The following is a 17,278-nucleotide window of genomic DNA, read 5'->3' as shown; positions in this document are numbered from 1 at the left end:
TTATTTAATCGCATCAAGTAATTTGTGTTGCGCGTTGTGCGGTTCCTCACCCTGAGCGGGTTTAGCGCGATCCCAGACACCATTACCTTGTAATAACCAAGCTTGCTGATTGTCTTTTAAATAATTCATTAAACCTAATTGATAAATACGCTTTTTCAATGCAGGATCTTCAATCGGGAAACATGCTTCTACGCGATTAAATAAATTACGATCCATCCAATCTGCACTTGAACAATAAATACGAGGATTACCATTATTACTAAAATAATAAACTCGTGTATGTTCTAAGAATCTTCCCACAATTGAGCGAACACGAATATTCTCTGACAAGTTCGGGAGACCCGGACGTAAGCAACAAATTGAACGAATAATTAAATCAATTTGTACGCCTGCTTGCGATGCTTCATATAACTTATTGATCAGTTGGACTTCGGTTAACGCATTCACTTTTACAATAATCTGCGCCGATTTACCCTCTTTGGCATTCGCAATTTCTTCATCAATATAGTTGATTAGTTGAGCATGTAATGTAAATGGTGCATGCAATAACTTTTTCGGCTTTGCCATTTTCCCCATGCCCGTAAGCTCTTGGAAAATCCGATGTACATCTTCACACAAATCTTTATCTGTAGTCATTAGACCATAATCGGTGTAAATACGTGCATTCGTGGCATGGTAGTTCCCTGTACCCAAATGTACATAACGTACTAATTTATTATTCTCACGGCGTACCACTAAAATCATTTTGGCATGTGTTTTATAACCAACGATCCCATAAACAACTACGGCACCCGCTTCTTGCAATACATTTGCAACTTCAATATTTGATTCTTCATCAAAACGAGCACGTAACTCAATCACAGCAGTGACTTCTTTACCATTGCGCGCCGCTTCGGCAAGAACTTGAACAATTTCTGAGTCTGCACCACTACGATAAAGTGTTTGTTTAATTGCCAAAACTTGCGGATCACGTGCTGCTTCACGCAATAATTGAATTACAGGCGCAAATGATTCAAATGGATGATGCAATAAAATGTCTTGCTTTTGCATCGCGGCAAAAATACTTTCAGTCTTCTTGAATACTTTTGGAACCACTGGCGTATGCGAGTCATAGCGTAAATGTGGACGTTTAAAATTAGAAAGTAATCGAGCCAAATTTACAGGACCGTCTACGCGATAAAGCTGTTCTTCTTCTAAATCAAATTCATCCAATAAATATTCATAAATATGCTTTGGACAATTATGCGTAACTTCTAAACGAACGGCACGTCCAAAACGACGTGAACTTAACTCACCTTTTAAAGCTTTTGCTAAATCTTCAACATCTTCATTTAAGGCTAAATCTGCATTACGCGTCACACGGAATTGATAACAACCTGTTGCCGTCATACCTGGGAATAGATCTGAAACATGTTCATGGATAATCGCAGATAACATGACATGATGTTCTTTACCATCCGTAAGCTCATCGGGTAAACGAACCACACGAGGTAAAGAGCGAGGCGCGGGCACTACAGCAAGATCAATCTGACGACCAAAAGCATCTTTACCTTCCAGCGTGACAATAAAGTTCAAACTTTTATTGACTAAACGTGGAAATGGATGTGCTGGATCAAGACTAATTGGCGTTAACACAGGAGCGACTTGCTCTTGAAAATACTTTTTAATCCATGCTGACTGTGCAGGTGTCAACTCACCACGGCGTAGGAAACAAATGTCTTCTTCACGCAACTTAGGTAAAATTTGTTCATTTAAAATACGATATTGTCGTTCAATCGCAGCATGTGCTGTTTTAGAAATTTGATCGAGCACTTGCTTAGGGGTCAAACCATCTGGTGTACGACTTTCATTGCCTAACGTTAATTGCTCCATCATTCCTGCAACACGAATTTCAAAAAATTCATCTAAATTTCTTGAAAAAATAAGCAGGAAATTCATTCTTTCTAATAATGGGTGGAGAGGATCAACTGCTTGCTCAAGTACGCGTAAATGAAAATCGAGAATAGAAAGTTCACGATTTATATATCGATCATTATAAGTATATTCTGTTGGCGTTGTTGTCGTCACTGCAGTATTCATACTGAACCTTGTCGCTTTATCATTCATCAAAACACGGTTTAAGTATGCTGCAAAATTATGTCAATTTGGTAAAAAAGCCCAAAAATATTGAGCTTTTTTTAATTTATCTGAATTATTGTGGAATTTGTGTACTATTCATATACCTTAAAATCACACGCTTACGAAACTGTAACTTATGATCATTGCGATGATCTTGATAATACTTAGGATTTGGTAGTAAAGCAGCTAAAAAAGCAGCTTGCTCACGCGTTAAACTTTTCGAGCTCTTACCATAATAAAATTGTGCGGCAGCTTCAACACCATAGATGTTTTGACCAAACTCGACCGAATTCATATAAACCTCTAAAATTCGACGTTTTGACCACATACGTTCCATCATCCATGTAGCAACAGCTTCCTGCCCCTTACGAATAAATGAACGCTGATTATAAAGGAATAAGTTTTTTGCTAGCTGTTGAGAAATCGTGGAACCGCCTGCAACGACTTCCCCTTTTTCATTATTACGCTCTAATGCAAACTGAATCCCAGCCCAATCGAAACCATGATGATGAAAAAATTTAGCATCTTCAGCAGCTAGAATTGCATGCTTAAAGTTATCACTAATATCATCATAATCACGCCAGTCTTGTTGAATTGGCTTAAAGTCAGTCAGGTAATCCCAACGCATAAACATCGTTGTTTCAACGGGCTGCGTTCTCCACCATACCAAGCTACTAAAAATCCAAAGCTGAATGAGAAGAATGATACCGATAATCAACATCACTGCACGTGCTAAAAAGGCTTTCATTAAAGCGCATCACTCCTTGGGCAACAAATTCATGCTAAGCTATTTTTATATCGTAATAACTTGCATAAACATATGACTGAAACCACTCCACCACAAATTACTCAAAAGTTGCAAATACAAATATGGTGGTTTACAGCATTATTAATTACCATCAATGTTGGTTTATTTGGCTGGCAAATTCTTTCAGGTGTGAATATTACCGACCCTTCCCCTATGGATGCAATTACTTGGGGAGCAGATTTTACACCACTCACCTTCTTTGGACAGCCCGAACGTCTGTTTAGCAGTATGTTTTTCCATTTCGGTCTGATCCATTTAATGCTGAATATGTGGGCACTGTATATTTTCGGGAGTGTTGCTGAACCGCTTTTTGGTCGTCGTTATTATATTTTGCTGTATTTTCTCGCGGGTTTAATGGGCAGCGTTCTTTCCAGTTATCTCAGTATTCGTGACGGCTATGAATTATTACAACATTTTGATCCCAAATTACTGCCACATATCAGTGCTGGTGCATCTGGCGCAGTGATGGGTTTAGGTGCTGCGCTCACAACTGTTTCTTTATTTCCACCTTTACCCCAACAACGTTTTTGGTTAGATAAAAAGTCATTATTATTAATTATGGGCATCAACCTTGCCTTTGGCTTTACTGTTTCAGGCATTAATAATGCAGCACATATCGGTGGAATGATCATGGGTGCTTTACTTGCAGGCTCATGGTATTTCAGTCATAAAACTCAACATCCAGTTTTCTTACAAATCATTGCACTGGTTTTAGCTAGTTTATTAACGCTCGGATTTTATGTTTACTGTAATGAGTTAAGCACAGGACTTAATTCTCTATGGAATGAAATCCTGCGCCAAAACCAGTTAAGCTTTTAAGATTGATTCATCTCTCTCAGACTTTGTAACGGTGGAATATCACATAAATAACTGAGTCGATATCGACCAATCAACATACATACCAGCATCATACTGAGCGGTAAAATTAACCAAATTTCAGGATGAAATTGGATTGCCATTTGCATCTTGTAACTGGCAATCGCACTAATCACTTCAGCAAAAAGACATGCTACAATTCCTGCCACCAAGCCAATAAAACCAATTTCTAAACTGAGCATCTGTTTTAATTTATTTTTTGCGACACCAAAAGATCGTAATAACGCCACTTCTTTACGGCGCTCATCCATTAAAACATTCAAACATGCAATTAAAACCAAGATACCTGACAAACCAACCAATATTGCCAGTACTTTCACTACCTGAACCAATATATTCATTAAACGTTTCACTTCATCTAAAACACGCCCAACATCAATAAATACAGTATTGGTAAATTGTTCAATCAATCGCACCATTTTTGGCTGATCCGCAGTAGGGACATAAAAACTGCCTAAATAACTTCCTGCATTTTCATCCATGGTTTTGGGCGAAAAAATAAAGAAAAAATTAGGGCTAAAACTCTCCCACTCAACTGAACGTAGGTTAATCACTTTGGCATCCAATGATCCTTCAGGCAAACTAAAACTCAGTTGATCCCCCACTTTAATCCCTAATTCAGTAGCCAATTTTTCTTCTACCGACACTTGCCCAACTTGGGTGAACTTTGGGTTCCCTTGAGTAATCAGATTATCTTTTGGATAAAGCTCCGCTTGAGTCAGATTCAGTTCACGGCGTAAGGAATTATTTTGTTGAATCAGTTCAGTACTGAAAGCCTGACCGTTTTTAGCAATCAAGCGTCCCCGAATATTGGGATATAGAGGTGTTGATTGCCACTTATTCTGCTCAAGCTGTTGTTTGAACTGTGGCATATCAAATGGTGGCAGACCGTAGACAAACTGATTCGGTGTACCTTCAGGCAATTGCTGCTGCCAACGCTCTAATAAATCCGTTCTTAAAACACTTAGAACTGTTATTAAGCTGAGACCTAATGCAAGCGCTGTGATTTGCAAGGCTGTCTGATGTGGGATTCGAACATAAGCAGATAAGGGATGTTTCAACTGCTTAATTACTCTCAGTAATGACCAAATCATAGCAAATAGAGTCACACAAAGTACTAATATGGCAGATAAGACCAATAAACTTAATTTTAAATTATCACTCAGCACCAAACTAAAGATGACCAAACTCACAATACCGACACTAAACATCATCATGTAGGACTTACGTGAACGCTCTTGCTGACGAATGACACGAATCGGTGGCGTATTCAATAATTCCCAAATACTTGGCAAAATGAAACCAATCAGCACCATGACACTAGTAAAAATTGCAATGGGTAATGCCATAAGCAAATCAGCAATGGCAAAGCTGAGTTGCAATTGTGGAATCAGTTGCAACATCAATTGCAACAAACCATATCCCAACGCGATTCCGATTAAGCTTCCAATCACAATTGATAGGGCACTGACAATCGCAAGCAATATCATATAAGCGACTAATATCTGTCGTTTACTCGCACAGAGACAACGCATCAAAGCAATATGATCCTGATTTTGTTGCACATAACGTTGGCTAGTTAAAGCAATTGCAATCCCACACAGTAGAATGGTTAAGAGGTTGGCAAGCTGTAGAAAGGTATCCAGATTTTCAATAGGTTTCATCAAACGGGTATTGGACTGACTCGCATCACGTAGTTTCAGTGTGCTTTGTTCACTATTCTCTGCTTGTTGATTATGTGGATCAGCTTCAAGCTTGGTTTCTTGTTTAAAGATGGTCTTAAATGTTTCAACTTGTTTTGGTTCACCTGCCATTAATAATCGATAATCAATCCGACTCCCAACCTGAATAGCATTTGTTTTCGCAATATCTGCTTGATGAATAATCACGGTTGGTGAAAAACCTGAAAAGCCCAACTCCTGATTAGAGTCATGCTCAATAATGCCTGTTACTTTAAATTTTCCATCAGCAATTGCAACCTGATCCCCCACTTTTACTTTTAACAGATCAATTGCTCTTGGACTTAACCAAACTTCACCTTGTTGAATAGATTTCGCTCTCGGTTGAATCTCTAATTTACCACGCAGTGGAAAATGCTCATCGACAGCTTTGACATTGACCATCACAAATTGGTCTTGGGTATGTGCCATTGATCCAAACAAAGTGACAGGTGTCTGTTTTAGATGAAGTTGTTGGGCATTTTGTACCCACTTTGATTGGATAGGGTCATTATCAGACAAAACTAAATCTGCACCCAGCATTTCGGCAGCTTGCAATGAAACGGCATTTTGAACTTGAGTATTACTAAATTTTAATGCGGTGGTGGCACTTATAGCTAGAGACAGGGCAATAATCAGTAAATATAACCCTCCTGTGCGGAAACTTTGCAAAAGTAGTGGTTTGAGAACTGAACTCATACACCCTCCTGCACTTTTACAATTTCTTGGATTTGACCATCAAGCAATTTGACATGCCGTTGACACAAGGCTGCCAAATTTTGATCATGCGTTACAAGGATTAAAGTTGTTCCGAGTTCTTTGTTTAAATCAAATAACAGTTGCTCAATTTCTGCTGCGGTTTGCCCGTCCAGATTACCTGTCGGTTCATCTGCAAAAATAATCTTAGGCTCAGCAATTAAGGCTCGAGCAATCGCAACACGTTGTTGCTCACCACCCGATAAAACTTTAGGCGTTTGCTGTGCTTGGCGAACTAATCCAACACGCTCTAGCCATTGCAATGCCTTATTTTCAGCTTGCCTAAAATTGAAATCAGGCTGAAGACGTAAGGGTAACATCACATTTTCGAGTGCACTGAGTTGTGGTAAAAGCTGAAAAGATTGAAACACGAAACCAATATTTTCTAAACGGACCTGAGCACGCTGCTCTTCAGTTAAAGTATGCACCGCTTGTCCACAGACCCACAATTCACCCATACTTGGTCGATCAAGTGTTGCTAGAATACCTAATAGAGTGGATTTTCCAGAACCTGAACGACCTGTAATCGCAATCTGTTCCCCCTGATAAATATCTAAATCGATATTTTTTAAGATGGTTAATGTTTGCTGATTAATGTGGATATTTTGTGTAACTTTTTGGGCAGAAATAATCGGCTGTGGCATCATGTCACGTATCCTTTAGGACAAATTTAAAGTGCAATGCAAATATCTAAAGTTTTATTTTCGCTATCCAAAACATTTGGAATCATCACGATTTGCTCATTACCCGCTTTCGCATCAGCAAAGACTATTTTAATTTTGGGTGACAGTCTCAGTGCAGGTTATGGCATAGATGCCAAACAAGGCTGGGTAAACCTATTACAACAGCGTTTAGATCAACAGTATCCGAAACAGCATAAAGTGGTCAATGCAAGCGTCAGTGGTGAAACTACAAGTGGTGCTTTAGCAAGACTGCCTAAATTATTACAAACTTATCAGCCTGAAATTGTTGTAATTGAGTTAGGTGGAAATGATGGCTTACGAGGTCAACCCCCTCAAATGATTCAAAAAAATTTAGCACAATTGGTACAACTCAGCCAAAAGCAGAAAGCTTCTGTTTTACTATTTGGCATGAAAATACCACCCAATTATGGGACGGCGTATAGCAGCGCTTTTGAAAAAAATTATAAAGTTGTAAGCCAGCAATATAAGGTCAAGTTATTGCCTTTCTTTTTAGAAGGGATCGCTGGACATAAAAATTTAATTCAAAACGATCAAATTCACCCAAATGCTAAAGCCCAACCTATTCTATTAAATTTAGCTTATCCATACATAAAAGGTGCCCTATAGGCACCCTTTATGATTCAGATTCTAATTATTAGAAATCAAAAAAAGTGACTTCACCTGTCTCAAGCGAGTATTCTGCGCCAACAACAATCATTTTGCCTTTTTCAATCAAACCCTCTAATACAGCTGAGCCATGACGTAGCTGATTCACTGAAGCAAATACATTTGAACGTACTGCATGCGCAGACAATTTTTTCAAATCATCCTTTAACTCAGTTTGCATTAAGATTTCAACAGATGGGCGTACACGATTTACGATTGACATCAAGTTTGATGACGGCGGTTGATCAGGATGTTTGAGTGTATCAATCGTTGCTTGAATCGCACCGCAATGACTATGTCCTAATACAACTACCACAGCACAATCATAACGTTCAGCAGCAAATTCAACGCTACCAACCTGAGAGGGTGCAACAATATTTCCAGCAACTCGGATAACAAACAAGTCACCTAACCCCTGATCAAATACCATTTCCGCAGGCACTCGAGAATCAGAACATCCTAAGACGATAGCAAAAGGATTTTGTTCACTTGCCATTTCAGCACGCTCTTGGTGAGTGAGCAATTTTTGCTGGGTCGTTTCCCCTTTAACAAAACGAGCATTACCAGATTTTAAACGTTCTAAGGCTTCTTGAGCGGTGAGCATGCTTACATCCATCTATGATTGACATGAAAAACTAGTTTAATGTGGGGATGCTAGATTGTCACTGACAAAAATAAAAACTCTCAGACAATTAAGTGTCCTGATATCAAGAAAAATAATGGAAAATTAATCATTTTATTGGCAAGAATTTCCATACATCTGTAGATTATGCAAATGACTGCATTCCAAACTTCTACAATAATCAATTGGTTTAAAAATAAATCAAGGATAGAACAATCATGACCAAAACACTGTTTTCAACACCATTCCGAAAAACGATCACTGCCACTTTGCTCTCATTCAGCTTAGCAACAATTACTGTAAGTTCTACTCAAGCTGCTGAAATAGAAATGAGTTTCCAAAATGTATTACAACAAGAACGTGCTTGGGCTGGCTTACAGACCAAGACATTAAAAGTAGGAGATATTAGCTGGTCATATAGTGAAGGTGGTCAAGCAGGAAAACCTATTGTTATTTTAATTCATGGTTTAGCAGGTAGTCGTGATAACTGGAATCGTGTCGCGCATGCATTAACCGCAAATTACCATGTTATTATCCCTGACTTACCAGCGAGTGGCGAAACGCAAGTTCCTAAAGACTTTGATTATTCAGTTCCGAATGTGACTGAAAAATTACGTCGTTTTATCGAAGCCGCAAATTTGACAGGGCCAGCACATATTGCAGGTCACTCACTTGGTGGATCAATCGCAATGCTATACGCAGGTCAATATCCATTTGAAACGAAAAGCCTGTTCTTGGTCGATGCTGCTGGTGTCTACAAAGCGGCAACAACACCTTACCTAAAAGATCCGAACCATGTGAAAAATATGATCGTCAGTAAAAAAGGCGACTTCAATTTCTTGATGCAACAGGCGATGTATGCTCCGCCATTTATTCCAAAAGAAATTGCTCAAGCACAGGAAAAAATGATGATTGGTCAAGTTGAGCAAACTCAAAAAATGGTGGATCAAGTGATCGCTCTCAATAAACTGTTTACTCCTGATTCTTTTGCTCTGCTTGCAAAATCAATTGATGCACCCACCCTGATTTTATGGGGCAAGCAAGATAAAATTATTAATGTCGAAGTGGCACCTGAGTTAAAATCATTATTGAAAAATGCGCAAGCACCTGTGATTTTAGATAATGTGGGACATATGCCAATCTTGGAAGCAGATCAATTGGTGGTTCAACAATATCTACCTTTCTTGAGCAAAATCCAGACACAAAAGCCTGCAACTGCACCATCTCCATAAGTTTAGTAAGAATTTGAGGTTTTATGTCTAAACATCCAATGATAGAACAGCTAATTGATGCACAACTTGATTTTTTAGATCAAGAGTTTTCACAATCAGAAACCATTCAATATGAGTTTAAGCAATTCTATCATTGGTTACGGTTGCAACAGCTACAACATATTTGGTCATTTGAACAGATTTTTAAACTGATCGAAAAGCAAATTCTAGCAACGCCCGCAAGTCCATTTCTAATTGAGCAAATTGCTGAGCATATTCGTTTTGCATTGATTCATCCGCTGAACGATAGCACCACAATTGAAGAGGTTATGCCTGTATTAACCATCGACTCAATTGCACAATACGTCGCAGGAAAAGCGGGACATCGGCAACGTTTAATTCAAACTATCGTCAATAATCCAGCCTTTTCAGCGTTGATTACGCAGCTTATACAACACTCCATCCAAGATTACTTAGATAATTCGGTCATGTCTAAACGCGTTCCTGGCGTAGGGCATTTCATGAAAATGGGCAAATCCGTTTTAGAAACCGTTACGGATTCCAACTTGAATGAAACCATTGGTCATTATCTGCAAAAGAATATTTTAAAAATTAGCCAAATGAGTGAAAAAGTTTTGAATCAACATTTTAATGATGACAAGCTCTATCACTTCCAAGCAAATCTTTGGCATAAAATCAAACTGATGCCAGTTTCAGTATTACGAAATTACTTTGAAGTCCAAGACCTACCTAAAACCGTGGGATTAGGTCATGAAATTTGGGATCATATTCGCCAAACGCCTTACTTAAAACAGCAGGTTCATGATGGAGTTTATGCGTGGTACGCAAGAAACCAAGAGAGAACTTTCGATTTGTTACTGCGTGATCTAAATATTGATGAAGATTTAATTCAGAATGAATTGAATAATTTACTTACACCCGTGCTACAGCAAGTGATTCAAACTGGGTATTTAAGAGAACGAGCACGCGCACATCTAGAAAAATTTTATTACTCAGAACAAGTCAATGAAATACTAAAAAAACAAGGCACTTAAAGTACCTTGTTTTATCGTCGTTTGCTTAGAATGAATATTTTAAACTTGCATAATAAGCACGACCCGGTTCGTTATATGTTTGACTGATTGAATTACTATCTCTTAAAATTTGTTTATCAAATAAATTACTTACACCAAGACGAGTGCTGAATTGACTGTTAAATTTATAGCCCATATTTAAACCGACTAAGCTATAACTTTTTACATCACTTGGCTTAATCGCACTACTTGTACCACCTGAACCCACGCCTGCTTCAATCCTATTTTCTGCGAATTGACGTGATTTTTGACGACCATATTGAGTGTAAACAAAATTCACATCCAATTGATCCGTGATGTCATAATCGAAAATTGAGTTAATCGTATAGTTTGGAACAAGTGACAAAGGATTTCCTGTTTTCTTATCCTTAGAGTCCATCATATAAGTGAAATTGTTGGTCCAGCGGATATTGCCATAATCTAGTCCTAAACTCCCTTCAAACCCTTGAATCAATGCCTCTGGTGTATTATCCCAACGAAGAATATTCCAAGTCGTTTGCGCAACCCCTCCGTTTGCATTTGTACTTGAATCATTCACAGTCCCAACAATGTCTGTTCCAGCAACAATCTTATTTTTATAATCATTACGGAACCAAGCTAAGCTGGCATTCACAACATCTTTTTGGAATTGAATCCCAATTTCTTTGTTGATTGAAGTTTCTGGTTTTAAATCGCCATTACCTTGTAATAAACAGCGCGAAGCAATATTTGCAGGACAACCATTACCATTGGTACTTAATAAATAACCTTCAGCATTTTGGTACATATTCGGGGCTTTATAGGCTTTGGCAATCCCCCCTTTCAAAGTAAAATGATCATTTAATTTTTGCGTTATGTTTAAACTTGGACTCCAGTTTGAGCCTGATTTACTATGATCATCAAAACGTAAACCGACCACAACATCGGTCATATCTGTAACTTTGAAGTTATCTTCAATATATGCCGATGCAATTCGTGATTCCATTTTACTACGATCACCTTTAGCAAGCTGATCGCCATAGCCAGCACCACTTTGATCCTTACCTTGTGTTGTAGAGGTCTGATCAGTGAATTTGTCTTCCACCCACTCGACACCCAAGGTCAATGCTTGTGGCAGATAATATTCAAGTGGAATATTTAGCTCGCCGTTTAATCTTAACGTGTCTAGTTTAGATGTAACACGATCATTTAAATTATTAATTTTTCCTTCAACACTTCCTGCTAAACCCTCTGGAAGTCTTTTATTACGCGTTTTATCGTACTGCGCAACCAATTTGCTTTTACCCCAATCCCAATCTCCTTCATGAGTTAGCGCCAAGCTATCTCGATACATGGTATTGGTTTCTTTCCCAATAAGTTGAGAAAGAATTGGGTCGGTTTCTGCATTTGAATTTAATTGAGAGTCTCCAGAATAAATATTGCCTTGGCGACCAGAAGAAATATCAAGCAATACTGTTTGTTCATCAGTTGCTTGCCAAGCTAAGCGCCCAGCAATATCTTTATTTTTAACCCCTTCTCGACCAGCAGCCTGACTGCCAATTGATTTATTAATATCTACTGCATCTGCATCAGTTTTATTGTAATTACCATATAAACGATAAGATAAAATATCTTTAATGATTGGACCACTAAGATTGAAACTTACTCGAGTAGAATCGCCTTCTTTGGAATCTTCAGGTTGATTGGTATATAGCTCAACGGAACCATGTGTCTCATTCGTTACTTTCTTAGTAATAATATTGACTACACCACCCGCCGCTCCAGAACCATAACGAGCTGCTGCTGGACCTCGTAAAACCTCAATAGACTCGATTGCTTCTACTGGCACCCAATTTGAATCTCCTCGCGTATCACGCTCTCCTTTCCAACCATAGCGTACAGAGTTACGTGAGGAAACAGGCTTTCCATCAATCAAAATGAGTGTATTCTCAGGCCCCATACCACGAATATCAATTTGACGATTATTTCCACGCTGACCTGTTGCACTATTCCCTGTTAAGTTAACGCCTGGCATACGACGAACGTATTCAGAAATATCATTACGTACTGGAATTTTTTCTAAATCTTCGACAGTGATCTTAGAAACTCCGAGAGATTGTTTAATTTGTTCCTCTGCTGTTAGAACAATTGTCTCCAGTTTAACAACATCGTTTTCATTTGATTTTTCAACCAATCCACTTTGATTAACTGTAGTTTCTGCTGCATATGCAAACGTCATCATGCCACTCAGAATCGAAGTCGCGAGTAATGTATGGCGTGCTATTTTATTAGACATATTCCCACCTCATTAAGATAAATCATAAGATTTGCTAAAAAACTAGGCTAGATTCTAACAAAGAAACAATAAAACTCAATATAAATGATAATAATTATTATTTATATTTTCATTATTTAATTCAGGACACACATTCATGGAACATAATGATGAAATAAAATTTGATTAAATTAATAATAAAAAAGCCCTATTCAGGGCTTTTATAATGCAATAAATTTCAAGTTTTATTACTTAAAGTACGCACCTTCTGACTGAGAGTGATCAGTTTGGTCAACCACACGCTTTAATTCTGGGACATGCTGTTGTAAAGTCGTTTCAACACCTTGTTTAAGGGTAACATCAATTGCTGAGCAACCTTGGCAACCACCACCAAATTTCAATACAGCAGTAAGACCATGCTCTGGATCATCTTTCACTTCGACTAAACTACAATTACCGCCATGACCCTCTAAACCTGGATTGATCTCAGATTGTAAAATGTAGGTAATTCGTTCTTCAATTGACGCATCTGGGCCAACACGCGGCACTTTCGAATTTGGTGCACGGAAAGTTAATTGACCACCAAAACGGTCTTTGTTGTAGTCAATGACAGCATCTAATAAATATGGAATGGATGGTGCATCAACATAAGCAGGAAAATCAGGATATTCCTGTTTGTAGTCTGTTGGTACTACTTCATCAGGTGCGCTATATGCCATACAACATTCTGCACGCGGTGTACCTGGATGTTCTACAAAAACACGAACGCCAATCCCTGGAGTATTTTGCTTTGATAATAAATCACTTAAATACTCTTGCGCAGATGGAGTAATCAAAAGGTTTGGGATTTCTTCTGCAATTGCAGTGTTGGTGTTCTCAGTCGACATAACAATATTCCTCAAGCTGATGTCGTTATCTTAACCGAAGATGGAGTGTAATAAAAAAAAATCAACCATTTTTGTAGGAATTCTATGCAAGATCATTGTTTATTAAGTTTTTAATGGCATTATTGCTGAGACACTGATCAATTTTAAAACATTTATGTTACATCTACCCTTTAGTCATACTGCGACACTGATCATCATTACAGTTGCCATTTCCTTGTTAGCCTTCTCAAATCAAACGGTGATGAATCGTTTAATTTTTTGGCCACCTGCACTGCAACGTGGGCAGTATGACCGCTTTATTACACATGGTTTTGTTCATGCTGATGGTACTCATTTACTCTTTAACATGATCACGCTGTTCTTCTTCGGCAATATTATTGAAAGCTTTTATCGTCAGTTTTTTTATGACACAGGCTTTGTCTTATTTTATTTAGGTGGATTAATTGCAGCAATTTTACCAAGCTATTTAAAACATCGACATGATATTCGTTGGGCAAGTTTAGGTGCGTCTGGTGCTGTTTCTGCTGTGTTATTTGCTTATATTCTGTTTCAACCATGGAAGCTCATTTTCGTTTTCTTTATTCCCGTTCCAGCCATTATTTTTGCCATTTTATATGTCGCTTACAGTATTTGGTCTGGCAAAAGAGGCAACACAAATATCAACCATAGTGCTCACTTATGGGGAGCAGCGTATGGTGTGGTCATGACAATTTTATTAGAACCTAAAGTGCTGCCGCACTTTTTAAATCAACTCACTCAAATACCATTTTAATTTTTATCATACACGCCCCTTTTTTGGGGCTTTTCTTTTTTTAAGATTAACAATCAAATTTTAATTATTTTTATCATAAAAATCATCGCTCTAAACTCGTCATAATTCTTCTATAAAATTAAGTCGATCCTAATGTCTCATAATAGTCTCTTTAGCACACTTTCTATTGCATTATTTAGCTTGTCAATTTCAGCTTGCAGCAATGATTCTGATCATTCAAATACTGTGGTTGAAACCAAGAAGCAACCCAACATTTTATTCATTATGGCTGATGACTTAGGCTATTCAGACTTAGGCGCTTTTGGTGGGGAAATTCATACACCCAATATTGATGAGCTGACCCGAGCAGGTCGTATTTTAACGGACTATCATACTGCCCCGACCTGCTCACCGACACGCTCACAATTGATTTCGGGAACTGACCATCATCTAGCGGGGATTGGTGCAATGGCTGAACTCACACCTGAGCATCTAAAAGGTCAACCTGGTTATGAGGGCTATTTAAATGAACGTTCACTCTCTATTGCAGAAGTATTGAAAGACAATGGCTATCGAACTTATATCAGCGGTAAATGGCACTTAGGCTTGACCGATGCAAACAACGCACATGCTAAAGGATTCGATCACTCATTTACGTTATTGCAAGGCTTAGACCTACATTTTAAACAAGCACCGAGTGCCTATAAGCGTAATGCGACGTATACGGAAGACGGCAAACAAGTTCCGATTTCATCCTTACCCGATGATTTCTTCTCTACCAATTACTTCACAGACAAATTGATCAGTTATATTGAGTCAGGTAAAAACTCAGGCAAGCCATTCTTTGCCTATGCTGCTTACACCGCGCCGCATTGGCCTTTACAAGCACCCGCTGAATATCGCGATCGTTATCGCGGTGTTTATGACGCAGGCTATGATGTGATTCGCGATGCGCGTATAGCTCGCCAAAAACAACTCGGATTAATTCCAGCCAACTTTAAGGCGGCTGAACCAATCGCCACGCAAAATGCACCGCAAAAATATGGCAAGTGGAATGAACTTTCAACCGAGCAAAAAGTGCTAGAAGCACGCAGAATGGAAATCTATGCAGGCATGGTCGAAAATCTGGATGCCAATATTGGTCGGGTGATTCAATATTTAAAACGCAATAATCTATATGACAATACATTAATCTTCTTTGTCTCAGACAATGGTGCAGAAGGCTTTATCCGTGGCAATTACGGTGCTGAATCAGGTTTTGATAACGGCGTGAATAATGTGGGGACATCAAGCTCTTATCACTATGTTGGACCACGTTGGGCGGAAGTCAGTGCTGCGCCATTCCATCTATGGAAAGATACTGCAGGTGAAGGTGCAACCACCGCACCTGCAATTGTGAAGCTCCCTTATCAAAGCAAAGCCCAAGCCACGCATCATGGTTTTGCCTCAGTCTTGGATGTGTTCCCAACCGTGCTCGACTACGCAAATATTGCCGTCCCACAAGGTCAATACAAAGGCCGTCAAATCAATACGCCAAGCGGCTATTCATGGAAACCTGTACTCGACAATAAAGCGCAAGCGATCCGCCCCGTTAACTTTAGCTTTGCCGATGAATTACATGGCAGTAAATATGCCCGTCAAGGGGACTGGAAAATTGCATTACAAGGTAAATCAGAACTCGGAACAGGTGCATGGGAATTGTATAACCTCAAAAATGATCGAGGCGAAACGCAAAACCTTGCTCAAGATAATCCAGCCAAATTACAAGAGCTGATAAATGTATATAATCAATATACCCAGCAAAATGGGGTTAAGGAATATTTCCTTAAATGAAATGGGTATGCATTTTAGTTTCACTCAGCGGCCTGTCCCTTGTGACAGGCTGTAGCAAAGTTAAACCTGCTACCACTCAATCACATACACAAAACAGCACCTTGGCTCCATTGGGCTCATTACAGCAATGCCAACAATATTCGGGCTTACCTGAGGCATGGCAAAACAGTAAAACTGCAGGTATGGTCTGGATTCCTGAAGGTTCATTTCAACTGGGTTCAAACTTAGCCTACCCTGATGAATTGAATTTTGGCCAAACACAACGCCAAGTAACAGGTTTTTGGATTGACCAAACCGAGGTGACAGTTGCTCAATTCTCCAGTTTTGTCAAAGCCACAGGCTATATCACTGATGCAGAAAATCAGAAACAGGCTGCAGTATTTTCACCGAATGTGGACAACCCAAAACGATGGTGGCAGCTGAAATCAGATTACACATGGAAAACGCCGAATGGTGCTCAGGGTCAGCCTCCTTTACCGTCTGAACCTGTTCGCTATGTCACTAAAAATGATGCTGAACACTATGCCGTTTGGTTAGGTCGGGACTTACCTACAGAGCAAGAATGGGAATATACCGCCAAAGCAGGTTCGAAAAGTGATACTCCTTTACACCAAGCGCCACAAGATACGCATCAACATCCACAAGCCAATTATTGGCAAGGTAAATTTCCTTTCGATAATACGGTTGAAGATCATTTCCAAAGTGTGGCGCCTGTCGGCTGTTATGCTTCCAATGCTTTTAAGTTATTCGATATGATTGGCAATGTCTGGGAATGGACCTCTTCTGCTTATCACGGCGCACATGATCAGCACATGGGCAATTATGCGGAACTTCGTCAACAAAACAGCACCGCAACGCAATATGTACTCAAAGGCGGTTCTTTTCTATGTGCCTCCAACTTTTGCGCACGCTATCGAAACAGTAGTCGTTATCCACAAGAATTTGATTTGGCAGCAACCCATGTGGGATTTAGAACTATTTTACGTACAGTCGAATGATACAAATCTCTATTAAAAACATGC

At 39.0% G+C, this 17,278-nt stretch carries 14 protein-coding genes; 7 read left to right on the top strand and 7 right to left on the bottom strand.

Going from position 1 to position 17,278, the window contains the following annotated elements:
- Both ppk1 and mtgA read right to left on the bottom strand, forming a co-directional pair.
- On the bottom strand, positions 1–2,079 hold the full coding sequence (gene ppk1, locus CDG55_RS05525) for a polyphosphate kinase 1 (RefSeq protein WP_087537000.1): 2,079 nt from the start codon (positions 2,077–2,079) through the stop codon (positions 1–3).
- A gap of 112 nt (positions 2,080–2,191) precedes the next feature.
- The gene (gene mtgA / locus CDG55_RS05520; protein WP_087536999.1) at positions 2,192–2,866 is read right to left on the bottom strand and encodes a monofunctional biosynthetic peptidoglycan transglycosylase; all 675 of its coding nucleotides are present in this window, start codon (positions 2,864–2,866) and stop codon (positions 2,192–2,194) included.
- A gap of 72 nt (positions 2,867–2,938) precedes the next feature.
- Between mtgA and CDG55_RS05515 the strand changes: the two genes are divergently transcribed.
- On the top strand, positions 2,939–3,745 hold the full coding sequence (locus CDG55_RS05515; RefSeq protein ID WP_087536998.1) for a rhomboid family intramembrane serine protease: 807 nt from the start codon (positions 2,939–2,941) through the stop codon (positions 3,743–3,745).
- Here the strand turns inward: CDG55_RS05515 and CDG55_RS05510 are convergent.
- Both CDG55_RS05510 and CDG55_RS05505 read right to left on the bottom strand, forming a co-directional pair.
- A complete protein-coding gene (locus tag CDG55_RS05510) occupies positions 3,742–6,219 on the bottom strand; it encodes an ABC transporter permease (RefSeq protein WP_087536997.1) in 2,478 nt (825 codons plus the stop codon). The genes CDG55_RS05515 and CDG55_RS05510 overlap by 4 nt on opposite strands.
- Positions 6,216–6,920 (bottom strand): ABC transporter ATP-binding protein, encoded by a 705-nt coding sequence (locus CDG55_RS05505; RefSeq protein WP_087537016.1) that lies wholly within the window; start codon positions 6,918–6,920, stop codon positions 6,216–6,218. The genes CDG55_RS05510 and CDG55_RS05505 overlap by 4 nt, the downstream gene beginning before the upstream one ends.
- Before the next feature lie 36 nt (positions 6,921–6,956).
- Here CDG55_RS05505 and CDG55_RS05500 point away from each other — a divergent pair, with 36 nt between their 5' ends.
- Positions 6,957–7,586, top strand: a complete 630-nt coding sequence (locus CDG55_RS05500) for an arylesterase (protein ID WP_005158050.1) — start codon at positions 6,957–6,959, stop codon at positions 7,584–7,586.
- A 28-nt stretch (positions 7,587–7,614) separates the two neighbouring features.
- On the opposite strand, the gene CDG55_RS05495 is transcribed toward CDG55_RS05500, so the two are convergent.
- On the bottom strand, positions 7,615–8,229 hold the full coding sequence (locus tag CDG55_RS05495; protein ID WP_087536996.1) for a carbonic anhydrase: 615 nt from the start codon (positions 8,227–8,229) through the stop codon (positions 7,615–7,617).
- 236 nt (positions 8,230–8,465) lie between these two features.
- On the opposite strand from CDG55_RS05495, the gene CDG55_RS05490 reads away from it, so the two are divergent.
- Together CDG55_RS05490 and CDG55_RS05485 are read left to right on the top strand one after the other, a co-directional pair.
- A complete protein-coding gene (locus CDG55_RS05490) occupies positions 8,466–9,479 on the top strand; it encodes an alpha/beta fold hydrolase (RefSeq protein WP_087536995.1) in 1,014 nt (337 codons plus the stop codon).
- A 23-nt stretch (positions 9,480–9,502) separates the two neighbouring features.
- Positions 9,503–10,513: a hypothetical protein gene (locus CDG55_RS05485; RefSeq protein ID WP_087536994.1), complete on the top strand. Its 1,011-nt coding sequence runs from the start codon at positions 9,503–9,505 to the stop codon at positions 10,511–10,513.
- Positions 10,514–10,538: 25 nt separating this feature from the next.
- Here CDG55_RS05485 and CDG55_RS05480 read toward each other — a convergent pair whose 3' ends face one another.
- Positions 10,539–12,806, bottom strand: coding sequence for a TonB-dependent siderophore receptor (locus tag CDG55_RS05480; protein ID WP_087536993.1), 2,268 nt, complete (start codon positions 12,804–12,806; stop codon positions 10,539–10,541).
- A gap of 227 nt (positions 12,807–13,033) precedes the next feature.
- Positions 13,034–13,672, bottom strand: coding sequence for a Fe-S biogenesis protein NfuA (gene nfuA / locus CDG55_RS05475; protein WP_004663326.1), 639 nt, complete (start codon positions 13,670–13,672; stop codon positions 13,034–13,036).
- A 154-nt stretch (positions 13,673–13,826) separates the two neighbouring features.
- Here nfuA and CDG55_RS05470 point away from each other — a divergent pair, with 154 nt between their 5' ends.
- The 3 genes from CDG55_RS05470 to CDG55_RS05460 all read left to right on the top strand — a co-directional run bounded on the left by CDG55_RS05470 (position 13,827) and on the right by CDG55_RS05460 (position 17,254).
- Positions 13,827–14,444: a rhomboid family intramembrane serine protease gene (locus tag CDG55_RS05470; RefSeq protein ID WP_087536992.1), complete on the top strand. Its 618-nt coding sequence runs from the start codon at positions 13,827–13,829 to the stop codon at positions 14,442–14,444.
- Between the two features lie 132 nt (positions 14,445–14,576).
- Entirely contained in the window at positions 14,577–16,256 is a 1,680-nt protein-coding gene (locus CDG55_RS05465) for an arylsulfatase (RefSeq protein ID WP_087536991.1), read from the top strand.
- Positions 16,253–17,254, top strand: a complete 1,002-nt coding sequence (locus CDG55_RS05460; protein WP_087536990.1) for an SUMF1/EgtB/PvdO family nonheme iron enzyme — start codon at positions 16,253–16,255, stop codon at positions 17,252–17,254. The genes CDG55_RS05465 and CDG55_RS05460 overlap by 4 nt, the downstream gene beginning before the upstream one ends.
- Positions 17,255–17,278: the final 24 nt, after the last annotated feature.

Source organism: Acinetobacter sp. WCHA45 (assembly GCF_002165255.2).
Lineage (GTDB): Bacteria > Pseudomonadota > Gammaproteobacteria > Pseudomonadales > Moraxellaceae > Acinetobacter.
This window is presented reverse-complemented; position numbering and strand designations above follow the sequence as displayed.